General features: G+C 72.7%; 21 protein-coding genes. 8 read left to right on the forward strand and 13 right to left on the reverse strand.

The genetic code is table 11. From position 1 onward, the window contains the following. Positions 1-10 precede the first annotated feature (10 nt). Positions 11-2,323 (forward strand): beta-xylosidase/alpha-l-arabinosidase, encoded by a 2,313-nt coding sequence (locus AQJ84_RS31115; protein WP_053192623.1) that lies wholly within the window; start codon positions 11-13, stop codon positions 2,321-2,323. Between the two features lie 42 nt (positions 2,324-2,365). On the opposite strand, the gene AQJ84_RS31120 is transcribed toward AQJ84_RS31115, so the two are convergent. The 4 genes from AQJ84_RS31120 to tsaB are packed head-to-tail and all read right to left on the reverse strand — an operon-like array spanning position 2,366 to position 4,875. Beyond that, a complete protein-coding gene (locus AQJ84_RS31120) occupies positions 2,366-2,623 on the reverse strand; it encodes a hypothetical protein (protein ID WP_030045254.1) in 258 nt (85 codons plus the stop codon). Then, positions 2,620-3,705, reverse strand: coding sequence for a tRNA (adenosine(37)-N6)-threonylcarbamoyltransferase complex transferase subunit TsaD (gene tsaD / locus AQJ84_RS31125; RefSeq protein ID WP_030045255.1), 1,086 nt, complete (start codon positions 3,703-3,705; stop codon positions 2,620-2,622). The genes AQJ84_RS31120 and tsaD overlap by 4 nt, the downstream gene beginning before the upstream one ends. Beyond that, positions 3,698-4,183, reverse strand: coding sequence for a ribosomal protein S18-alanine N-acetyltransferase (rimI, locus tag AQJ84_RS31130; RefSeq protein ID WP_030045257.1), 486 nt, complete (start codon positions 4,181-4,183; stop codon positions 3,698-3,700). The genes tsaD and rimI overlap by 8 nt, the downstream gene beginning before the upstream one ends. A 35-nt stretch (positions 4,184-4,218) precedes the next feature. Beyond that, positions 4,219-4,875: a tRNA (adenosine(37)-N6)-threonylcarbamoyltransferase complex dimerization subunit type 1 TsaB gene (gene tsaB / locus AQJ84_RS31135; protein WP_053192621.1), complete on the reverse strand. Its 657-nt coding sequence runs from the start codon at positions 4,873-4,875 to the stop codon at positions 4,219-4,221. A 116-nt stretch (positions 4,876-4,991) separates the two neighbouring features. On the opposite strand from tsaB, the gene AQJ84_RS31140 reads away from it, so the two are divergent. Further along, entirely contained in the window at positions 4,992-5,561 is a 570-nt protein-coding gene (locus AQJ84_RS31140) for a hypothetical protein (protein ID WP_030045259.1), read from the forward strand. A gap of 63 nt (positions 5,562-5,624) precedes the next feature. Here AQJ84_RS31140 and AQJ84_RS43630 read toward each other — a convergent pair whose 3' ends face one another. The 6 genes from AQJ84_RS43630 to AQJ84_RS31165 form a co-directional block, all read right to left on the reverse strand. Next, positions 5,625-5,801 carry a hypothetical protein gene (locus AQJ84_RS43630; protein ID WP_164873217.1) on the reverse strand — a complete coding sequence of 59 codons (177 nt, stop codon included), beginning with the start codon at positions 5,799-5,801 and terminating at the stop codon, positions 5,625-5,627. A gap of 147 nt (positions 5,802-5,948) precedes the next feature. Continuing rightward, on the reverse strand, positions 5,949-6,461 hold the full coding sequence (tsaE, locus tag AQJ84_RS31145; protein WP_030045260.1) for a tRNA (adenosine(37)-N6)-threonylcarbamoyltransferase complex ATPase subunit type 1 TsaE: 513 nt from the start codon (positions 6,459-6,461) through the stop codon (positions 5,949-5,951). Beyond that, on the reverse strand, positions 6,427-7,674 hold the full coding sequence (locus tag AQJ84_RS31150; protein WP_030045261.1) for an alpha/beta fold hydrolase: 1,248 nt from the start codon (positions 7,672-7,674) through the stop codon (positions 6,427-6,429). Before AQJ84_RS31150 ends, tsaE begins: the two co-directional genes overlap by 35 nt. A gap of 106 nt (positions 7,675-7,780) precedes the next feature. Then, positions 7,781-8,950 carry an alanine racemase gene (gene alr, locus AQJ84_RS31155; RefSeq protein WP_030045262.1) on the reverse strand — a complete coding sequence of 390 codons (1,170 nt, stop codon included), beginning with the start codon at positions 8,948-8,950 and terminating at the stop codon, positions 7,781-7,783. Positions 8,951-8,995: 45 nt separating this feature from the next. After that, on the reverse strand, positions 8,996-9,856 hold the full coding sequence (locus tag AQJ84_RS31160) for a L,D-transpeptidase family protein (RefSeq protein WP_078632447.1): 861 nt from the start codon (positions 9,854-9,856) through the stop codon (positions 8,996-8,998). Between the two features lie 695 nt (positions 9,857-10,551). After that, the gene (locus tag AQJ84_RS31165; RefSeq protein WP_059198889.1) at positions 10,552-11,988 is read right to left on the reverse strand and encodes an NAD(P)H-hydrate dehydratase; all 1,437 of its coding nucleotides are present in this window, start codon (positions 11,986-11,988) and stop codon (positions 10,552-10,554) included. A gap of 138 nt (positions 11,989-12,126) precedes the next feature. On the opposite strand from AQJ84_RS31165, the gene AQJ84_RS31170 reads away from it, so the two are divergent. Continuing rightward, positions 12,127-13,365 (forward strand): hypothetical protein, encoded by a 1,239-nt coding sequence (locus AQJ84_RS31170; RefSeq protein WP_030045267.1) that lies wholly within the window; start codon positions 12,127-12,129, stop codon positions 13,363-13,365. 404 nt (positions 13,366-13,769) lie between these two features. Continuing rightward, a complete protein-coding gene (locus tag AQJ84_RS31175) occupies positions 13,770-14,051 on the forward strand; it encodes a hypothetical protein (RefSeq protein WP_030045268.1) in 282 nt (93 codons plus the stop codon). 38 nt (positions 14,052-14,089) lie between these two features. On the opposite strand, the gene AQJ84_RS31180 is transcribed toward AQJ84_RS31175, so the two are convergent. After that, entirely contained in the window at positions 14,090-14,461 is a 372-nt protein-coding gene (locus tag AQJ84_RS31180; RefSeq protein WP_030045270.1) for a holo-ACP synthase, read from the reverse strand. Positions 14,462-14,663: 202 nt separating this feature from the next. On the opposite strand from AQJ84_RS31180, the gene AQJ84_RS31185 reads away from it, so the two are divergent. Then, positions 14,664-15,677, forward strand: a complete 1,014-nt coding sequence (locus tag AQJ84_RS31185; RefSeq protein ID WP_079022592.1) for a hypothetical protein — start codon at positions 14,664-14,666, stop codon at positions 15,675-15,677. Positions 15,678-15,688: 11 nt separating this feature from the next. Further along, positions 15,689-17,419, forward strand: coding sequence for a M16 family metallopeptidase (locus AQJ84_RS31190; RefSeq protein ID WP_030045273.1), 1,731 nt, complete (start codon positions 15,689-15,691; stop codon positions 17,417-17,419). A gap of 65 nt (positions 17,420-17,484) precedes the next feature. On the opposite strand, the gene AQJ84_RS31195 is transcribed toward AQJ84_RS31190, so the two are convergent. Beyond that, positions 17,485-17,898: an ATP-binding protein gene (locus AQJ84_RS31195; protein ID WP_030045274.1), complete on the reverse strand. Its 414-nt coding sequence runs from the start codon at positions 17,896-17,898 to the stop codon at positions 17,485-17,487. A 225-nt stretch (positions 17,899-18,123) separates the two neighbouring features. Here AQJ84_RS31195 and AQJ84_RS31200 point away from each other — a divergent pair, with 225 nt between their 5' ends. Together AQJ84_RS31200 and AQJ84_RS31205 are read left to right on the forward strand one after the other, a co-directional pair. After that, the gene (locus AQJ84_RS31200; RefSeq protein WP_030045275.1) at positions 18,124-18,975 is read left to right on the forward strand and encodes a helix-turn-helix domain-containing protein; all 852 of its coding nucleotides are present in this window, start codon (positions 18,124-18,126) and stop codon (positions 18,973-18,975) included. A 4-nt stretch (positions 18,976-18,979) separates the two neighbouring features. Further along, positions 18,980-19,201, forward strand: a complete 222-nt coding sequence (locus AQJ84_RS31205) for a DUF397 domain-containing protein (protein WP_030045276.1) — start codon at positions 18,980-18,982, stop codon at positions 19,199-19,201. On the opposite strand, the gene glmS is transcribed toward AQJ84_RS31205, so the two are convergent. Further along, positions 19,162-21,009, reverse strand: coding sequence for a glutamine--fructose-6-phosphate transaminase (isomerizing) (glmS, locus tag AQJ84_RS31210; protein ID WP_030045277.1), 1,848 nt, complete (start codon positions 21,007-21,009; stop codon positions 19,162-19,164). The two genes, AQJ84_RS31205 and glmS, sit on opposite strands and share 40 nt — an antisense overlap. Between the last annotated feature and the right edge of the window lie 89 nt (positions 21,010-21,098).

Genomic DNA, 21,098 nt, shown 5'->3' on the forward strand with positions numbered 1-21,098 from the left:
CAGGAGTTACATGACCACCGCCCCCTGGCGTGACCCCGCCCTGCCCGCCGCCGCCCGCGTCGACGACCTCCTCGCCCGGATGACCCTGGAGGAGAAGACCGCCCAGCTCTACGGCGTGTGGGTGGGCGCCACCACCACCGACGGCGGCGAGGTCGCCCCCCTCCAGCGCGAAATGACCGCCGAGTTCGACTGGGACGAGCTGATCACCCACGGCCTGGGCCAGCTCACCCGCCCCTTCGGCACGGCCCCCGTGGACCCGACGCTCGGCGCGCAGGCCCTGGCCCGCGCCCAACGCAGGATCGCGGAGGCCGGCCGCTTCGGCATCCCCGCCCTCGCGCACGAGGAGTGCCTGGCGGGCTTCACCGCCTGGCAGGCCACCGCGTATCCGGTCCCGCTCGCCTGGGGCGCCACCTTCGACCCCGCCCTGGTCGAGGAGATGGCCCGGCGCATCGGCCGGGACCTCCGCTCGGTCGGCGTCCACCAGGGCCTCGCCCCGGTCCTGGACGTCGTGCGGGACCCGCGCTGGGGCCGGGTCGAGGAGACCATCGGCGAGGACCCGTACCTCGTCGGCACGGTCGCCACCGCCTACGTCCGGGGCCTGGAGTCGGCCGGGATCGTCGCCACGCTCAAGCACTTCGCCGGGTACGCCTCCTCGGCCGGCGCCCGCAACCTGGCCCCCGTGCGGGCCGGCGTCCGCGAGTTCGCCGACGTGACGCTCCCGCCGTTCGAGATGGCCCTGCGGGAAGGCGGCGCCCGCTCGGTGATGGCGGCGTACACCGACACCGACGGCGTCCCGGCCTCGGCCGATCCGGGCCTGCTGACCGAGCTGCTGCGCGAGCGGTGGGGCTTCACCGGAACAGTGGTCGCCGACTACTTCGGCATCGGCTTCCTGCAGACCCTGCACCGGGTGGCGGGCGACCCCGCCCAGGCGGCGCGCGTGGCGCTGGAGGCGGGCGTCGACGTGGAGCTGCCGACGCTCAAGTGCTACGGCGAACCGCTGCTGGAGGCGGTGCGGGCGGGCGAGGTCCCGCAGTCCCTGATCGACCGGGCGGCCCGGCGGGTCCTGCTCCAGAAGTGCGAACTGGGTCTGCTGGACGAGGACTGGACGCCGGAGCCGGCCGGCCGCGTCCATCTCGACTCGGCGGCCAACCGCGCGCTGGCCCGTCGCCTGGCCGAGGAGTCGGTGGTCCTGCTGGACAACCCGGACGGCCTGCTCCCCCTGAGCCAGGACACGCGCATCGCGGTGGTCGGCCCGCGCGCGGCGGACGCGCTGGCCATGCTCGGCTGCTACTCCTTCCCGTCCCACGTCCTCACGCACCATCCGGAGGTGCCGACGGGCATCGAGATCCCCACTCTCCTGGACTCCCTGCGGGCCGAACTCCCGGACGCGAAGGTGACGTTCGCGGAGGGCTGCGGGGTGTCGGACCCGGACACCTCGGGCTTCGAGGAGGCCGTGGCGCGGACCGCGGAGGCGGACGTCTGCGTGGCCGTCCTGGGCGACCGGGCGGGCCTGTTCGGCCGTGGTACCTCGGGCGAGGGCTGCGACGCCACCGACCTGCGGCTGCCCGGCGCCCAGGCCAAGTTGCTGGACACCCTGGTGGCGACCGGCGTCCCGGTGGTCCTCGTCCTCCTCACCGGCCGCCCCTACGCGCTGGGCCGCTGGGACGGCCGGCTCGCCGCGGTCGTCCAGGCCTTCTTCCCGGGGGAGGAGGGCGGACCCGCGGTGGCGGGGGTGCTGTCGGGCCGCGTGAACCCGTCGGGCCGCCTCCCGGTGAGCGTCCCGCGCGTGCCCGGCGGCCAGCCGTGGACGTACCTCCAGCCGCCGCTGGGCCTGCGGGGGGACGTGAGCAACCTGGACCCGACGCCGCTGTACCCGTTCGGGCACGGGCGTTCCTACACACGGTTCGCGTGGGAGGGCTTCGAGGGCGGACCGGCGTCGGAGACGGACACCGACGGCGCCTACGACGTGTCGGTCACCGTCCGCAACGCGGGCGACCGCGCCGGTGCCGAGGTCGTCCAGCTGTACCTGCACGACCCGGTCGCCTCGGTCACCCGCCCGGACGTCCGCCTGATCGGCTACCGGCGACTGGAGCTGGAGCCCGGCCGGTCCGCCCGGGTCACCTTCCGCTTCCACACGGATCTGTCGGCCTTCACCGACCGCACCGGCCGACGGGTGGTCGAACCGGGGGCGCTGGAACTACGGCTGGCGGCATCCAGCGCGGACGTACGGCACACCGCCGGGCTGACCCTCACGGGGCCGGTGCGGGTGCTGGGGCCGGACCGCAGGCTCCGCTGCGAGGCGGAGGTGTCGGAGGCGGGGTGACTCCGGCACCGCGGGACGGGGGGCGTGGTGGGTGGGGGAGGGTCAGCCCTCCCCCACCGACTCGAACCGCCACCGATGCACCGCCCGCGTGACCAACTCGGCTTCCGGCTCCGGCAGTTCGGGCAGTTCGGCGTCGTAGGCAGCGTTCCACCAGGTGATCACGAGCACCCTGTCGCCCGGCGCCCGGAGCGTCTCCCGGCGCAGTGGCGTACCGGGCAGCCGCTGCGCCCGCGCCCAGGCCAGCAGTTCGCCGCCGCGCCCGTCGGCCGCCCGTGCCTCCCACATCAACGCGACCGTCACGGGTAGAGGTTCCCGTCGCTGACCTCGTGGACGTGGTCGTGTCCGGGGACATGGGGTTCGGTCACCGGCAGCGAGGAGTCCGCCGACAGGTCCCAGCCGGACGCCGGCCGGTTGCGGGCGACCATCTCCGCGCCCAGCGCCGCGACCATCGCCCCGTTGTCGGTGCACAGCTTGGGCCGCGGCACCCGCAGCCGGATCCCGGCCGCCTCGCAGCGCTCCTGGGCCAGCACCCGCAGCCGCGAGTTGGCGGCCACGCCGCCGCCGATCATCAGGTGGTCGACGCCCTCGTCCTTGCAGGCCCGCACCGCCTTCCGGGTCAGCACGTCCACGACCGCCTCCTGGAAGGAGGCCGCCACGTCACGCACCGGCACCTCCTCCCCCGCCGCCCGCTTCGCCTCGATCCAGCGGGCCACGGCCGTCTTCAGCCCCGAGAAGGAGAAGTCGTACGCCGCGTCGCGCGGCCCGGTCAGACCGCGCGGGAACGCGATGGCCGACGGGTCGCCCTCCTTCGCGTACCGGTCGATGACCGGGCCGCCCGGGAAGCCGAGGTCGAGCACGCGGGCGATCTTGTCGAAGGCCTCGCCGGCCGCGTCGTCGATGGTCGCGCCCATCGGCCGTACGTCGGAGGTGATGTCACTCGACAGCAGGAGCGAGGAGTGCCCGCCGCTGACCAGCAGCGCCATCGTGGGCTCCGGAAGCGCCCCGTGCTCCAGCTGGTCCACACAGATGTGCGAGGCCAGGTGGTTCACGCCGTACAGCGGCTTGCCGAGCGCGTAGGCGTACGCCTTCGCGGCGGAGACGCCGACGAGCAGCGCACCGGCGAGCCCCGGGCCGGCGGTCACGGCGATGCCGTCCAGGTCCCTCGCGCTCACCCCCGCCTCCTTCAGCGCGCGGTCGATGGTCGGCACCATCGCCTCGAGGTGCGCCCGGGAGGCCACCTCCGGGACGACTCCGCCGAAACGGGCGTGCTCGTCGACGCTGGAGGCGATGGCGTCGGCCAGCAGGGTGGTGCCGCGGACGATGCCGACGCCGGTCTCGTCACAGGAGGTCTCGATGCCGAGGACGAGTGGTTCGTCAGCCATGGATCTCGGTTCCTTGTACGCCGTTGAGGGAGGAGGAGGGGTCGGTCAGTCGCATGACGAGGGCGTCCACGTTGCCGGGCTGGTAGTAGCCGCGCCGGAAACCGATGGGCTCGAAGCCGAAGCGCGCGTAGAGCTTCTGCGCGGGGATGTTGTCGACCCGGCACTCCAGCATCACCTCAGCGCACTCGAAGGCGGTCGCGGCCCGCAGCAGCTCGGTCAGCAGCCGTCCGCCGAGCCCGGTGCCCTGGTGGTCGCGGGAGACGGCGATGGTCTGCACGTCGGCCAGGTCACCGGCGGAGGCCAGTCCCGCGTATCCGACCAGACGCCCGTCGGCGGCCTGGGCCACCACGTACCGCCGGGTGGCCCCCGGGCCGCGCGCGTGGGCCAGCTCGGACCAGAACATGCCCCGCGACCAGGCGTCCTCGGGGAAGAGGTCCCGCTCCAGTTCGAGCACGGGGTCGATGTCCCACCAGCGCATCTCGCGCAGCCGCGGAACCACTGTCGTCGATTCGGTCACTTGGGGGTGACCACCTTGTAGTTCTTGGGGACCTGGGCGTCCGGGCGGCGCAGGTACAGCGGCCGGGGGGCGGGGAGTTCCTCGCCCGCGGCCAGTCTCTCGGCGGCCAGCGCCGCGAGCGCGGCCGCCGACACGTTCTCCGGCTCGTGCGCGACCGGGAAGGTGTCCGGGTAGAGCAGCGCACCCGCGCCGACGGCCGGCAGTCCGGCGACCCGGTCGGCGATGTCCGCGGGGCGGTCGACGGCGGGGTCGGTGAGCCGGGTGCGCGAGTCGGCGTACGTCGCCCAGTAGACCTCCTTGCGCCGGGCGTCGGTCGCCACGACGAAGGGGCCGCTTTCGACGTCGGCCGCGTACGCGAGGCCGTCGAGGGTGCACACGCCGTGCACGGGCACGCCGAGCGCGAGCCCGAAGGTGTCCGCGGTCATCAGGCCGACGCGCAGCCCGGTGTACGGCCCGGGGCCGGTGCCGACGACCACACCGGTGACGGCGTCGAGCTTGAGGCCGGCCTCGGTGAGCACACGGTCGACGGCCGGCAGCAGCAGCTCACCGTGTCGGCGCGCGTCCACCTGGCTCGACGAGGCGATGACGTCCGTGCCGTCGTGCAGGGCGACGGTCACGGCGGGGGTGGCGGTATCCAGAGCGAGCAAGAGCACGCAAACAGCCTACGGCTCCCGCGACGCGGGCACGGCCGTCCAGGCCGGGTGGCCCGCTGCTGCTACGGTCACGGCAAAGTGGGACGAACTGCACAAGGCAGATGAGGTGGACGACGGTGGCAAGCAGCAGCGCCGGATTCGTGGCCGGGCTCACCGCGGCGGCCCTGGCGTCGGTCGGCTTCCTCGCCTACCAGGCCGCTGCGGGCGTTCCGGCGGCCGATACCGCCATGCCGGACGTGCGGAGCTCACCCGCGAGGGCCGCCGCGGGGGACGCCTCGAAGGCGCCCCTGCCCATGAGGAACCCCGCCGCGCTGCCCGACCGTTCCGGCACCGGTCAGCGCGTCGTGTACTCGCTGGACTACGACCGGGTGTGGCTGGTCGACGAGGACGGCAGGGTCAGCCGCACCTTCGGGGTCACCCCCGGCTCGGTCGACCCGGCGCCGGGCACCTACCGGGTGACGTCCCGCTCGAACTCGGTCACCGGCACCGACGGCACCCCCATCGAGCACGTCGTGCGCTTCACCAACGTCAAAGGCGTGGCCGTCGGCTTCAGCGCGGCGGTGGACGGCTCCAGGCCGGTCACCGACCCCACGGTCAAGACGGGCGGCATCCGCGAGACCCGGCCGGACGGCGACGCGATGTGGACCTTCGCGACGATCGGCGAGAAGGTCGTCGTCACCCGTTAGGGGCTAGCACCCGGCCCCGCACCGGCCGCAGCCCCGGCAGCTCGCCGACCGCGCTACGCCGTGCTACGCCGCGTTCCGGTGCTCGGCGGGCGGGCGGCCGGCCGTCCCGGGGTCGGGCAGCCGCGGCGGGGTCGAGACCGCGCTCGCCGCGGCGCACGACGCCAGCAGGTCGCGCATGGACACCCCGGCGACGATCGCGTGCGGCCGCTGCGGCTGTGGCGTGCTCTCGGTGACCGGCATGGACGCCTCCTGGAGTTCGGGGGCGGACGTAGTTAGGCAGACCTAACTACGCATTGGATACCATGTGACCACGCCCGACACACCCAACGCAACATCTTGCCGACGTCTTGTCGGAACGTTCATCTTTCCCGGCGGACCCTCACGCCGTCACGCGGACAGCACGCTCAGATCCACCGTCGCCCACCGCTCCCCCAGGCCGGTCAGCGTCACGTGCCGCACCTCGTCCGTGGTGTCGCCCACGGCCCGGTGGATGACGACCGCCAGCCGGTCGTCGGTCAGCTCCTCGACCTTGCCCTCGCCCCACTCCACGACGATCACCGACTCGGGCAGCGAGACGTCGAGGTCGAGGTCCTCCATCTCGTCGAGGCCGCCGCCCAGGCGGTACGCGTCGACGTGGACGAGCGGCGGTCCGTCCCCGAGGGGCGGGTGCACGCGGGCGATCACGAAGGTCGGGGACGTCACGGCCCCCCGGACCCCGAGCCCCTCGCCGAGGCCGCGGGTCAGCGTCGTCTTGCCCGCGCCGAGTTCGCCGGTGAGCATCACGAGGTCGCCGGCCCGCAGCAGTTTGGCCAGGCGGCGGCCCAACTCCCGCATCTGGTCCGGGGAGGTGACGGTGAGCTCGGTGTCAGCCGGGTCGTGCGGCGCTGCTGGTGCTTCCATAGCCATCCACGGTAGCCCCTGCCGGCACGGCTCCCGCGCGGGTGAGCAGGTCCGCGAGCCGGTCGGTGACCGCTTCCGGGTGTTCCAGCATCACCAGGTGCCCGGCGTCCGGCACCAGCACCAGCTCGGCCTCCGGCAGCAGGTCGGCGATGGCCTCACTGTGCTCGCTGGGCGTGACGAGGTCCCCCACCCCGGCCAGCACGAGCACCGGCAGGCCCGCGAAGTGGGCGAGGGCCTCGGTCTTGTCGTGGTCGTTGAACGCCGGGTAGTACTCGGCGACCACGTCGATGGGCGTGCCCTCGATCATCCGCTCGGCGAACCGGGCGACGGCCGGGTCGACGTCCCGGGACGCGAAGGAGTACCGCTTGATCACCCCGGCGAACAGGTCGGCGGTGGCCCGGCGCCCCTTCTCCACCAGGGCGGCCTGCTGCCCCAGCGCCTTCAGCACGCCCGGCAGCACCCGCCGCACGGCGTTGACGCCGGCGACGGGGAGCCCGAAGTTGACCTCGCCGAGCCGCCCCGAGGACGTGCCGACCAGGGCCACCGCCACCACCCGGTCACGGATCAGCTCGGGGTACGCGTCGGCGAGGGCCATGACGGTCATGCCGCCCATGGAGTGCCCGACCAGCACGATCGGGCCGTCCGGCGCCGCCGCGTCGATGACGGCCTTCAGGTCACGGCCGAGCTGCTCGATGGTGACCGGCACGCCCTCCTGTATCTGGGCCAGTCCGCGCGCGGACCTGCCGTGGCTGCGCTGGTCCCAGTGCACGGTCCGTACGACGCCCCGCAGGGCGGCGCGCTGGAAGTGCCAGGAGTCCTGACTGAGGCAGTAGCCGTGGCTGAAGACGACGGTGACGGGCACGGGTGCCTTGCGGCCGAAGAGCCTGCGCCGGCGCGGTGCCGACCCGCCCTCCGGCTCGACGTCGTCGACCTCGTAGTACAGCTCGGTGCCGTCGTCGGCGTACGCCCTGCCGGGTGTGCCGCGCAAAGCGCCGTACGGTCCGGTCGAGTCCAGGGCGAGCCGGGCCTTCTTGCGCATCCCGCGCCCGACGGTGAGCCGTTCGACGGCGACGCCGGCCGCCGCGCCCGCGGCGACCACCCCTATCGCCGCGCCCGCGAAGCCGGTCGCCCGGCGCCAGCCGGCGGCCGCCCCCGTGGCGGAGGCGACGGCCGCGGCGGCGTCGACGACGACCTCCGCACTGCTCTCGCTCACGTACCGCTCCTCTTCGCCGGACTGTCGTTCGCTGGGTCGGGTGATACAGGTGATGCAGGTGGTGCCTACTGGTGCAGGGCTTGCCGTTCTTCCGCGCTCTGTGCGCTTACCCGGCTGGTGCCTCGTTCACATGGACGCGTGGCACGCGCGTTCCGATCCGGGTGACGATCTCGTAGGCGATGGTTCCCGCGGCCTGGGCCCAGTCCTCTGCGGTGGGCTCGCCGCCCTCGCCCGGTCCGAAGAGCACGGCCCGCGTGCCCGCCTCGGGCTCGTCGCCCCCGAGGTCGACGACGAACTGGTCCATCGCCACCCGTCCGGCGACCGTGCGCCACTTGCCGTCGACCAGCACCGGTCCGGTCCCGGAGGCGTGCCGCGGGATGCCGTCCGCGTAGCCGACGGGCACGAGGCCGAGGGTGGTCGCGCCCGGTGTGACGTAGTGATGCCCGTAACCGACGCCGTGGCCGCCGGGCACGTGCTTCACGAGCGCGACGGACGCGGAGAGCGTCATCACCGGACGCAGCCCGAGCTCCGCCGAGCTGCCGACCTCGGGGCTCGGGGAGATCCCGTAGACCGCGATGCCCGTGCGGACCAGGTCGAAGTGGGACTCGGGGAGGGTGAGGGTGGCCGGCGAGTTCGCGATGTGCCGCACCTCGGGACGCACGCCCCGGCCCTCCGCGTACGCCACCATCTCCCGGAAGAGGGTGAGCTGGGCGGCGATGGAGGGATGGCCGGGCTCGTCGGCGCAGGCGAAGTGCGACCACAGGCCGGTGACCCGGACGAGCCCGTCGGCCTCGGCGCGCAGCGCCTCGGCGACCAGTGCGGCCCAGTCCTCGCCCGGCTGGCACCCGTTGCGCCCCAGACCGGTGTCGGCCTTGAGCTGCACGCGCGCGGGCGCACGGGCTCCGCGGGCCGCCTCGACGATTTCGCGCAGGGCCCACATCCCGCTGACGCCCAGGTCCAGACCGGCGTCGATCGCCTCCCGCCAGGGCCCGCCGGGCGTCCAGAGCCAGCACATGACCCGCCCGTCCAGCCCGGCGGCGCGCAGCGCGAAAGCCTCCTCGGGCGTGGCCGTGCCCAGCCAGGTCGCCCCCGCCTCGACGGCCGCGCGGGCACAGGGCACCGCCCCGTGCCCGTACGCGTCGGACTTCACCACGGCCATGACGGCCGCCCCCGACGCGCGGGCGCGCAGGGTCCGCACGTTGGCCCGCAGCGCGGCCAGGTCGACCTCGGCGCGGGCACGCAGCGGTGTGGTCGGGGCAGTTGCTCTCTCAGTCATCGCGCCCCCAGTGTCTCAGAGGGGTCCGACGGGACCGGCGGACGCCTAGGTCCCGGGCCTGCGCCCCCACACGTACACCCGGTCGTTCTTCTTCAGCACGCCCCACAGGGTGCGGGCGTCGGCGAGGCGCAGATTGACGCAGCCCATCGAGCCGACCGTGGTGAAGATGCTGCCGTAGACGGCGTGGAAGGCCTGGCCGCCGCTGAAGAACTGGGAGTACGGCATGGGCTGGTCGTAGAGCGTCGACACGTGGTTCTTGTGCCGCCAGTAGACGGTGTGCCACCCGGCCCTGGTCCGGTACCCGGCGCGTCCGCTGCGCATGGGCACCGGCCCGAACACGACCTTGCTCCCTTTCTGGACCCAGGTCAGCTGCCGGCTGAGATCGACACAGGCGACCCGATACGACCGTACGGGGCACTTCCCGGCCGCGTTCGGGTCCGCCTTCGCGGAGATGAGCTGCATCCGCGCCCAGGTGACCGGTCCGGCGAACCCGATCGCCGGCTTGATCTTCTGCTTCACCTGGAAGGCCCGGATCGCCTTGCAGTCGCCCGCCGACTGCTTCCCGTCCACCTTCAGCTTCAGCCACCGCTCCACCTGCCGCTGGTACGGCCCCACCGACCGGGTGCACGCCACCCGCGCGACGACATCCCCCAACGGCACGTACTCCACCCACGCGTACGCCCCCGCCGAGGCCCCCCGCGGCTCCACCGCGTCCTCCTCGGCACTGGGCACGTACACCTCCGGCGGCAGGGCCTGGTCGGGGGTGTCGATCACGACAGGCCGATAGGGCCTGCTCACCAACCCGGGCACCAACTGGGCCTCGGGCACGGGCGCGGCCTCCGGGGCCGGCGCCGGCGGCACGGGGACTGCGGATGCCGGGGCCGGGGACACCGGGAGGGCGCTCACGCTGGTGGCGACAAGGAGCGCGGCAACACATCTGGCGGCGACACGTCTGCTGATCACACGGTCAGACAAACGCGCCCCCTCGCCACAAAGGCGCTGCCGCGCGGCGGGGTCACCCTTATTGCCGAGCACCTCCGGCTGGGGGGGGCGTCGCGGGGGCGCGGTCCGCGGCAGGGTTCGGGGGCGTGGGTCCCACCCGGGTGCCAGGGCGGAGCCCCTCGTCGGGCCGCACGGGACGTAGTCCCAGCCAGGCTTCAGAGGGGCGCGATCCCCACCCGGGTGCCAGGGCGGAGCCCTCGTCGGGCCGCACGGGCGTAGCCCCGTCGGCTTGCACGGGAGCGGCCCCGCGAGGGGCGCAGGTGACGCAGCCTCCGCGTGCAGTACGGGGCACCGCCCCGCCGGACTGCACGGACGCACCCCCACAAGGGGCGCAGGGGACGCAGCCCCCGCCGGAGCCCAGGGACGCAGCCCCGGCGCGGCCAAAGGGCGCAGCCCGCCCCGGACTGCACGGACGCACCCCCCACAAGGGGCGAAGGGGACACAGTCCCCGCCGGGGTCCAGGGGCGAGCCCCCGGCGGGGTTCCTAGGGGCGCAGCCCCCAGCGGGGTCCTAGGGGCGGAGCCCCTTGGGATGGGACGGGTAGGGGCGGCGGGGGCGAGGAAACTCCCGGCGCCCACCCCGGTACCCATCCCACCCCTTCACCCCCGCACGACATCCCGCCAAGCCTCCGGCACAGCCGCCGCCACATCATGCGCCCCCACCGGCGCCCCACCCGCCGCATACCGCCCCGCCAGCCCGTGCAGATACGCCCCCGCACTCCCCGCGTCCACCGCCGAAAGCCCCGCCGCCAGCAAGGACCCCGCCAGCCCGGACAGCACGTCCCCGCTCCCGGCCGTCGCCAGCCAGGACGTCCCCGTCGCGTTCACCCGCACCTCCCCACCCCCTCCGGCCCCCGCCACCAACGTCGTCGACCCCTTCAACAGCACGGCCGCCCCATACCGCCCCGCCAACTCCCGCACCGCAGCCAGCCGAGCCCTCTCGACCTCCTCCCGCGCCACCCCGAGCAGCGCCGCCGCCTCCCCGGCATGCGGTGTCATCAGTGTCGGCGCACTCCGCCCCCGCACGGCCTCCGCGTCCGCCAACCGCAGCCCGTCCGCGTCGATCAGGACGGGCACCTCGGCCGCCAGCACCTCCGCCACCGTCGACGCGTCGTCCCCCGCCCCCGGCCCCACGACCCACGCCTGCACCCGCCCCGCCTTCCGCGGCCCCCCGTCCGACACGAGCGTCTCGGGAAAGCGGGCGATCACCGCGTCCGCCGCCGGCCCGACGTACCGCACGGCCCCCGCCCCGCCCCGCAACGCACCCGAGACGGCGAGCACAGCCGCCCCCGGGTAGCGCGCGGACCCGGCAGCGATCCCGACCACCCCCCGCCGGTACTTGTCGCTCTCCGCCCCCGGCACCGGCAACAACCTCGCCACATCCGCGTGCTGCAACGCCTCCAGCGCGGGCTCCCCGGGCAACGCCAGCCCGATGTCGACGAGCCGCACCGAACCGGCGTACTCCCGCCCCGGATCGACCAGCAGTCCCGGCTTGTGCGTCCCGAAGGTGACCGTCAGGTCGGCCCGCACGGCGACCCCGTGCACCTCGCCCGTGTCGGCGTCGACCCCGCTCGGCAGGTCGACGGCGACGACCGCGGCCCGGGACCGCCGGGCGGCCTCGGCAAGCGGCACGGCGTCCGGCCGCAGTCCGCCCTTCCCTCCGATGCCGACGATCCCGTCGACCACCAGATCGGCCCGGGCGACGAGTTCGGCGCCGGCGGCCGGAGCAGCCGTACGCCCACCCGCCCGCCGCAGCGCCGCCAGTCCCCCGGCATGCGCTCGGTCGGGTGCGAGCAGCACGGCCGTGACTCCCGCTCCCCGTCGCGCCAGCCGTGCCCCGGCGTACAGCGCGTCGCCGCCGTTGTCGCCGCTGCCGACCAGCAGCACGACCCGGCTGCCGTACACCCGCCCCAGCAGGTCCGCGCAGGCGGCGGCGAGTCCGGCCGCCGCCCGCTGCATCAACGTCCCGTCCGGGAGCCGTGCCATCAGCTCCCGCTCGGCTGTCCTGACCGTCTCCACGCTGTACGCAGTACGCATGCGATCGAGTGTGCCGTAGAAGGCGAACCACCAAACCCGCCCGACCCATTGACGCTTTGCGACCCCTTTGCCAAACTCACCCGCCCCCACAGATGAATCGATTCAGTCGAATTGGTTCGACGAGAGGACGCACCCCCCATGGGACGCAGAGCCGCACTCATAGCCGCCTCAGGCGCCGTCGCCCTCCTGACCACCACCGGCGCCCTCACCGCACCCGCGACCGCCGCCGGGCCCCCGGCCACACCCTCCGCCGCGAAGAGCGCCACCACCACCGCGACCACCACCACCGCGACCTCCACCGCCGCGACCTCCACCGCCGCGGTCGCAGCCTGCGGCGAGGGCTCCTACCAGGCCGAGGCGGTCCGCAACGGCAACACCTGGACCGCCCGCCGCGGCGGTACGACCGTCTACACGGGCACCGACCTGCGCTCCGCCGTCCAGGCGGCGGTCAACAGTCTCACCGCCGGCCGCACCGCCAAGGAACGGGTCGTGGTCCGCGGCTCGGGCTCGATGTCCGCCGGCTCGCGCATCTCGCTCCCGAGCTACACCGCCCTCGACGTCTGCGGCACGATCAACGTCACCGGCACCGGCTCCGGCGACCAGGCCCCGGTCTACTCCCGCGGCACCCGCGACATCGAGGTCCAGCACCTGAACCTCACCGGCAGCCCGCTGTACGGCGTCTTCCTGCGCAACGTGCAGAACGTGGTCCTCGGGCAGCTCGACATGCGCCTCTCCGCCGGCCTCGGCGTCCGCGTCGACAACCGCGGCGACACCAGCCAGTGGACGAGGAACGTACGCATCGACAACGTGTACGTCTCCGGCGCCTCCAGCCACGCGGTCGAGACGTACGGCGTCGACGGCCTCACCGTCGGCACGGTCACCGCCCGCAACGTCGGCGAGTCGGGCCTGCTCCTCAACCAGACCGTCAACGCGACCGTCACCAAGGTCGACGCGGACGGCGCGGGCACCGGCACCGGTTACGCGGCCTTCCGGATGGCCAACCGCAACGGCCGCGTCGGCAGTTCCTACCCCACCAACATCCGCGTCGGCGAGGTCGTCGCCCGCGGCGGCGGACGCGGCGTCTTCTGCGTCTCCGAGAGCGGCGGCGCGGTCATCGACCGGATCAGCCTCTCCAACACCGGCAACAACTCGATCCTGATCGAGAACTGCTACAACGTGAACCTCGCCGCCCAGAGCGGCACGGTCACCGGCGGCGGCGAGATCCGCCTCGCGGCCCGCTCGGAGTTCCCCAACAACTCGGACATCACCGTCCAGAACCTGACGGTGACCAACTCCTCGATCCGGGAAAGCCCCTGCGGCACCAACACCACGTTCCGCAACATCACCCGCGTCAACACCAGCCAGTCCATCTGCTGACGGCCGTCACGGCGGGCAGCCGCGGCGACGGCCCCGGGCCGGACGCCACGGCTGCCCGGTGGGAGCGCGCCCACCGGAACACAGCGGAACGATCAACTCCGGCCACCTGGAGGGCAATTCAGTTGCCCAAAGAAGCGCAGTACCTGCCAAATTCACTTCTCGAATCAGGCAGTAGGCACTCACTTTCGGTCAGGTTTACCGCCCGCACCCGGACCCACGGGAAGCGCTTGCCAGGCACCATCACGTACTTGTGGGCATATGCCCGGACCTGAGGTTGTCTCAGACGTAACATCCGCCCCGTGTCCCCCCTGGGCACGGCCCCTCACCGAAAGCAGACTGGGGGCGTCCGGCGAGCGCGGCCGCATCCGCGGCAGGCCGCCCATCCCGTGGAGGACGTCCCCGAGATGACCCAACCGGTCAGACCCACGCCCACGCCCATTCCGCGCGCGGTCCGCCACACCGGCCGCGTGCTGTGCTGGAGCCTGGCCCTCGGCATGATCACGGCCGCCGTCGGCGCCACCCACCTCGCCCCACACGCCCACTGGTGGCACGTCGCCTGGCCGCTGCCGTGGTACCTCACCGGCGCCTCCGCCGTCGCCTGGGGCGTGCTGCGCGTCCACGAGAAGGCCGGCTTCGCACCGCCGACGGAGGAGGAACCGCCCAGGGAGTGGGAGCAGGCGGCCTGACGAGGAGACGGCCGTCCGCAACCGCCCCACCCCGAGCATCACCCCTCCGCGATCACCACCGCCGAGGCAACCCCCGCGTCATGGCTGAGCGACACGTGCCACGACCGCACCCCCAACTCGGCCGCCCGCGCGGCCACCGTCCCGAAGACCCGCAGCCTCGGCTGCCCGCTGTCCTCGACGTAGATCTCCGCGTCGGACCACAGCAGCCCGGCCGGAGCCCCCAGCGCCTTGGCCAGCGCCTCCTTCGCCGCGAACCGCGCCGCCAGCGAGGCGACCCCTCGCCGCTCCCCGCTGGGCAGCAGCAACTCACTCTCCAGAAAAAGCCGTTGGGCCAGCTGAGGCGTCCGCTCCAGCGACGCCGCGAACCGGTCGATCTCCGCCACGTCGATCCCGACGCCGATGATGCTCATGGCGTGCACCCTACGACCGGCGACTCGGCCGGCAGGCGTGTCACCGCGGGCTGCTAGCCTGCGTCGATTCGAGACAACACGTACACCAGTACGTAAGCCTTCTCGAGATACACAACACATCACCTGCGTCAGCGCGCTGTGGGGGGCTCTGGGGGCCAGTCGGCGCGTCGGCGTTCCGGCATCGCCAGGGGGCACGACAGGCATGAGCAGTACCCGCAGTGGCAGCGGCGGACGACCCACGGAGACCGGACCCGGCTCCGACACCGGCACCGGCTCCCGGTCCGGCTCCTCGGGGCCGTCCTTCGACCCGTACGAGACCCTGCCCGAGCTCGTCCCCCTGCGCTCAGCCGCCCGACAGGGCCACTGGCCCGCGGTCCAGGCGTACTTCACGTCCCTGGACTCGACGGAGAAGGTCTCCTACGCCGTGGGCCTGCTCGCGGAGACGGCCGACGTCGAGCGCATGCTCGAGAAGGCCGTCGCCGACCGCCCGGCGGACCCGCTGCCCCGCACCCTGCTCGCCGACCGGTACGTCCGCATCGGCTGGGGCATCCGCAGCGACCTGCGGGCCAAGCACGTGTCGCAGGAGCAGTTCGACCAGTTCCACGACTGGCTGCGGCGGGCCGAACAGATCCTGATCGACGTGTGCGCGGAGCAGCCCGCGTACGCCCCGGCCTGGACCGTGCGGCTGATCACCGCTCGCGGCCTGTCCCTCGGCCAGTCCGAGGCGCGCCGCCGCTACGACCGCCTGACCGCCCACCACCCGCACCACTACCCGGCACAGATGCAGCTGCTCCAGCAGCTGTGCCCCAAGTGGGGTGGCTCCTGGGACGCCGCGCACGGTTTCGCCCGGGAGGCCGCGGCCGCCGCCCCCGACGGCTCGCACGCCGGTGCCCTGGTCGCCCTCGCGCACCTGGAGCACTGGCTGGAGCTGGACGGCGGCGAGGCCGGCGCGTACATGCGGGGCCTGCCGGTCCGCGACGATCTGCGGTTCGCCGCCCAGGTGTCCGTACTGCACTCCGACCACCGGGCCGGCTGGTACGGCATCGGCGCGCACAGCGCGTTCGCCCTGGCGTTCTCGCTCGGCGGCCACTTCGAGGACGCCCTGCCCCATTTCACCGCGCTAGGCGACCGGGCCTCGGACTTCCCCTGGTCGTACCTGCCGAATCCGAAGAGCGCGTTCGTGAAGTACCGCAAGTCCGCGCTGGCGACGCTCTGAGGGGACCGACCATGACGACACGACTGCACGACACCGACAGCCTCGACGCCCTGAAGGGCCTGGTCTCCCACACCACCGTCCAGGGCGTCCCCACCCTCTACGCCCCGCAGCAGGGCGAGATCACCGCCGGCCTCGTCTTCCGCGTGGGCCGCGCCGACGAGACCCTGGCCACCGCCGGGATCACCCACCTCGTCGAGCACCTCGCGCTGCACCGCCTGGGCCTGTCCGACCTGCACTACAACGGCGCGACGGCGAACGCGTACACCCTCTTCCACGCCACCGGCAGCGAGGCGGAGGTCGTCGCCTACCTCAACGCCGTCTGCGCGGCGCTGCGCGACCTGCCGCTGGACCGCCTGGAGACCGAGAAGGAGATCCTCCGCACGGAGGCGGCGGGCCGTGGCGGCGCCGACTCCCAGCTCCCGCTGTGGCGTTACGGCGCCCAGGGCTACGGTCTCTCCAGCTACAACGAACTCGGCACCTGGGACCTGACGGCCGACCAGGTCCGCGCCTGGGCCGAGACCCGCTTCACCCGCGACAACGCGGTCCTGTGGATCACCAGCGACGCGGTGCCGGAGGGCCTGGACATCACCCTCCCCGCGGGCACCCGCCTCCCGGCACCGGCCGCGTCCAGCGCCCTCCCCGTCACCCCCGCCTACGTCCACGGCGACGACGGCCACGTCGTCTTCAACGCGGTCGTACGCCGCTCCACCGCCGCCTCCGTCTTCGCCGACGTCCTCGGCCGCGCCCTCTTCCAGGACCTGCGCCAGGAGGGCGGCTACTCCTACTCGGCGGAGGCCGACTACAGCCTGCGTGACGCCGAGTTCGCGACGCTGACGGCCTACGCCGACTCACTGCCCAAGAAGCAGGACGCGGTGGTCGGCGGATTCGTCGACACCCTCGCCCGGCTTCGCGCGGGCCGTATCGAACAGTCCGAACTCGACGCCGTACGCGCCAAAACCCTCAAGATCTACGACACCCCGGACCTCGGCGCCGCGGCCCTCCCCTCCTACGCCCTCAACCTCCTCCTCGGACACCGTCTCCTCTCCCCCGACGAGCACAGGGCCGAGCTGATGGCGCTGACGACCGCCGACCTGCGCGAGGTGGCCCGCGAGGCGTGGGCCGACGGCCTCCTCCAGGTCCCGGGTCACCGGGGCGCCGACTGGGCGGGACTGACCCTGGCCCCCCAGTACTCGACGTCCACCCTCACCGGCACCCGGCACCAGTCCCTGGAGGACGACAGGATCACGTTGGTGATCGGCTCGGAGGGCGTGTCGCTGCAGACGCCCGGCGGCCCGGTGACGGTCCCCTACGACGCCTGCGCCGCGATGACGGCCCGCCCGGACGGCGCCCGCACCCTGACCGGCCTCGACGGCTTCGCGGTGACGGTCGAACCGACGCTGTACCGGGGCGTGACACCGGAGCGGATCGCGGCGATCGACGCGGCGGTGCCACAGGCGGCGGTGGTGCGTATGCCGGAGCGCGCACCGGAACAGATCCCTCAGCCGAGGGAGCGGAGGGCGTCCACCGCGCGCACCGGCGGCCGGTCGAGGTGGGGCTGGACGCTGGCACTCTGGGTGGTCGGCACGATAGCCGCCGTCTGGGGCCTGCTGAGCGCGGTGGTCACCGCGGAGGAGGCCGGGGCGGCGAACCCGGAGTGGGACGCGGTCGTCGGCATCTGGGTACTGGAGCTGCCGCTGCTGTTCGTGACGTGGAAGTTGTACGGGGCGCGAAAGCGGCGATGACGGGCGTCACGGCGGCGCGAGAGCCCACGCGCCGCCTCCCCGCGCCCCGTAGCGTGCCGGGCGCTTCACGCCGCGGCGAGCTCGCACCACACGAATTTGCCCCGGTTACCGTGTCTCGCCAGCGGATGCCACCCCCACAGATCGGCACACGCCCGCACCAACGCCAGCCCCCGCCCGTCCTCCAGGCCGGCGTCCGGCTCCAGTGACCTCGGCGGTCGAGGCGGCTCGGGATCGGCGTCCCACGCCCCGATCCGCAGCACCCCCGCCGACCAGCACACCCTGAGCGCGGCGGGCCCCTTCGTATGCCGTACGGCGTTGGAGACCAACTCGGCAGCGAGCAGCTCCGCGACGTCGACCAGCCGGATCAGTCCGTGCATCGTCAGGATCAGACGGAGGGTGCGGCGGCTGACGGTGACGGCGCGTAGGTCGTTGGGGATGTAGAGGCAGTACTCCCAGGGTTCTGCCTGGTTTTCGGGCATGGGTGAACTCCGTTCGGGTGGTGGGGGGTTGCGGTCGCCGGGCGGTGGCAGTGTCGCGCCCGTCATGGCAGGACGGGGCGGTGCGCTTCCGGCACCCCGGAGTTCCGCAGCGTGTGCGTCGCGTCACCGACGGTAGGCCATAAATTTCAGTCCGCGCAAGCTGATCGCGTAGCCTGACCCCCGAACGAGTCGCCCCACCAAGGCCGTTGAAGGAAGAAGGACGCCGTGCCAGCACGACGGCACCCCACGGCACGCCAGGTACGCCTGGGCGCCGAATTGCGAAAGCTACGCGAAGCGGCAGGACTCAAGGCAACGGAGGCGGCAAGCCTCCTCGGCGTGAGTTCCGTCCAGATGAGCCAGATCGAGTCCGCGATCTCAGGCGTCAGCGAACAGCGCGTGCGGCGGCTAGCCGCCAACTACGCCTGTTCGGACACGGAGTTGATTGATGCGCTGGTGACCATGGCGACCGACCGGACTCGCGGTTGGTGGGAGAAGTACCGAGGGCACCTGCCCACACCGTTCCTGGACCTGTCCGAGCTGGAACACCACGCCAGGTATCGGTGGGACGTGGACTTCCTGCACATCCCGGGTCTCCTGCAGACCGAGGACTATTCCCGAGCCCTCTTCGCCTACGTGAACCCGGAGTTCCCGGAAGAGGAGGTGGAGCGTTGGGTCCAACACCGGATGAAGCGCAGGGTCATCATCGAGCGCCCCGACCCGATCCCGTACGAGACCGTTATCCACGAAGCGGCACTGCGCATCAGGGTCGGTGACCGTGCCGCAGTACTGGCGCAGCTCGCCCGAGTCCTGGACCTCTCGGAGGCCGACCACATCACCGTGCGCGTCATCCCCTTCACCCTGGACGACTTCGCAGGAGCCGGAAGCGCCATGGTGTACGCAGGCGGTCAAGTCCCCCACTTGGACACCGTGGTACGCGACGGCCCCCACGGCACGGCGTTCATCGACGCTCAAGCCCAACTCAGCCGCTTTCGAACGCTTTTCCGTAGGCTAGAAGCGGTGTCACTCGAGCCCGATCGATCGCGTGACTTCATCCACAGGCTCGCGAAGGAGCTATGAGCACATGACCACCCCCTACACCTGGCGGAAGTCGTCCTACTCCGGTGGCGGCGAGGGCAACGCCTGCGTGGAAGTCGCCGCCCACCCCACCCACATAGCCATCCGCGACTCAAAGGCCCCGGCCAAAACACCCCTCACCATCCCGGCCGGAGCCTTCACCGCCTTCCTGGACGGCGTAAAGAACGACTACTCCACCGTCACCGACTTCGCCAGGTTCCGAGGCTGATCCACCTCGTTGCCCCGGGCCGTCGCCAGCTCACAGGCGAACACCTGCAACGGCACGGTCGCCACCAGCGGCTGAAGCAGCGTCGGCGTGGCGGGGATGCGGATCAGGTGGTCCGCGTAGGGGACCACCGCCTCGTCGCCCTCCTCCGCGATGACGATCGTCCGTGCTCCGCGCGCCCGGATCTCCTGGATGTTGGACACGATCTTGTCGTGGAGCACGGACCGCCCGCGCGGTGAGGGCACGACCACGACCACCGGCAGGTCGTCCTCGATCAGAGCGATCGGCCCGTGCTTCAGCTCGCCCGCCGCGAAGCCCTCGGCATGCATGTAGGCGAGTTCCTTGAGCTTGAGCGCGCCCTCGAGGGCGACCGGGTATCCCACGTGCCGCCCCAGGAACAGCACGGTGTTCTTGTCGGCCAGGGACCGCGCCAGCGCCCGCACCGGCTCCATGGTCTCCAGCACGCGCTCGACCTCGCCGGAGATGTGCGACAGGTCCCGGATCACGGCACCGATCTCGTCCCCCCACTTGGTGCCCCGCACCTGGCCGAGATACAGCGCGACCAGGTAGCACGCCACCAGCTGCGTCAGAAACGCCTTGGTCGACGCGACCGCGACCTCCGGCCCCGCGTGGGTGTACAGCACGGCGTCCGACTCGCGCGGGATCGTCGACCCGTTGGTGTTGCAGATGGCCAGCACCTTGGAGCCCTGCTCACGGGCGTGCCGCAGGGCCATCAGCGTGTCCATGGTCTCGCCGGACTGGGAGATGGCGATCACCAGTGACCGCCCGTCCAGGATCGGATCCCGGTACCGGAACTCGCTGGCCAGCTCCACCTCGCACGGAATCCGCGTCCAGTGCTCGATGGCGTACTTGGCGATCATCCCGGCGTGGAAGGCCGTACCGCAGGCGACGATGACGACCTTGTCCACCTCGCGCAGCTCCGAGGCGCTGATCCGCACCTCGTCCAGCGTCAGCGACCCGGACGCGTCGATGCGCCCCAGGAGCGTGTCGGCGACCGCCTTGGGCTGCTCGGCGATCTCCTTGAGCATGAAGTAGTCGTAGCCGCCCTTCTCGGCGGCCGACGCGTCCCAGTCGACATGGTAGGACCGGACCTCCGCGGGCCGCCCGTCGAAGCCGGTCACCGTCACCCCGTGGCGACGCAGCTCCACCACCTGGTCCTGGCCCAGCTCGATCGCCGACCGGGTGTGCGCGATGAACGCGGCGACGTCCGAGGCGAGAAAGGCCTCGCCCTCTGCGACGCCCACCACCAGCGGCGAGTTCCGGCGCGCACCCACCACCACGTCCGGCTCGTCCGCGTGCACCGCGACCAGCGTGAACGCCCCTTCCAGCCGCCGGCACACCAGCCGCATCGACTCCGCCAGGTCGGCGCACGAGGAGAACTCCTCGGCGAGCAGGTGGGCGACGACCTCGGTGTCCGTCTCGGAGGCCAGCTCGTGCCCACGCTCCGCCAGCTCGGCCCGCAGATCGGCGAAGTTCTCGATGATGCCGTTGTGCACGACCGCGACCCGGCCCGCGTTGTCGAGGTGAGGATGGGCGTTCGCGTCCGTGGGCCCGCCGTGCGTGGCCCATCGGGTGTGCCCGATGCCGGTCGAGCCGGTCGGCAGCGGCCGGTCGACGAGTTCCTTCTCCAGGTTGACCAGTTTTCCGGCCTTCTTGGCCGCCGCCAGCCCGCCGTCCGCGAGCACGGCGACGCCTGCCGAGTCGTACCCCCGGTACTCCAGCCGCTTCAGTCCGGCCATCACGACATCGAGCGCCGACTGCGACCCCACGTATCCCACGATTCCGCACATGGACCGCAGCCTACGCACGAATCGCGGCCCGAAATGGCTCTCGCGTGCCCGAAATCGGAAATCCCCACCCAGGCGCCCGCGGGTCGACA

Origin of the sequence: Streptomyces resistomycificus (genome assembly GCF_001514265.1) — a bacterium.
GTDB lineage: Bacteria > Actinomycetota > Actinomycetes > Streptomycetales > Streptomycetaceae > Streptomyces > Streptomyces resistomycificus.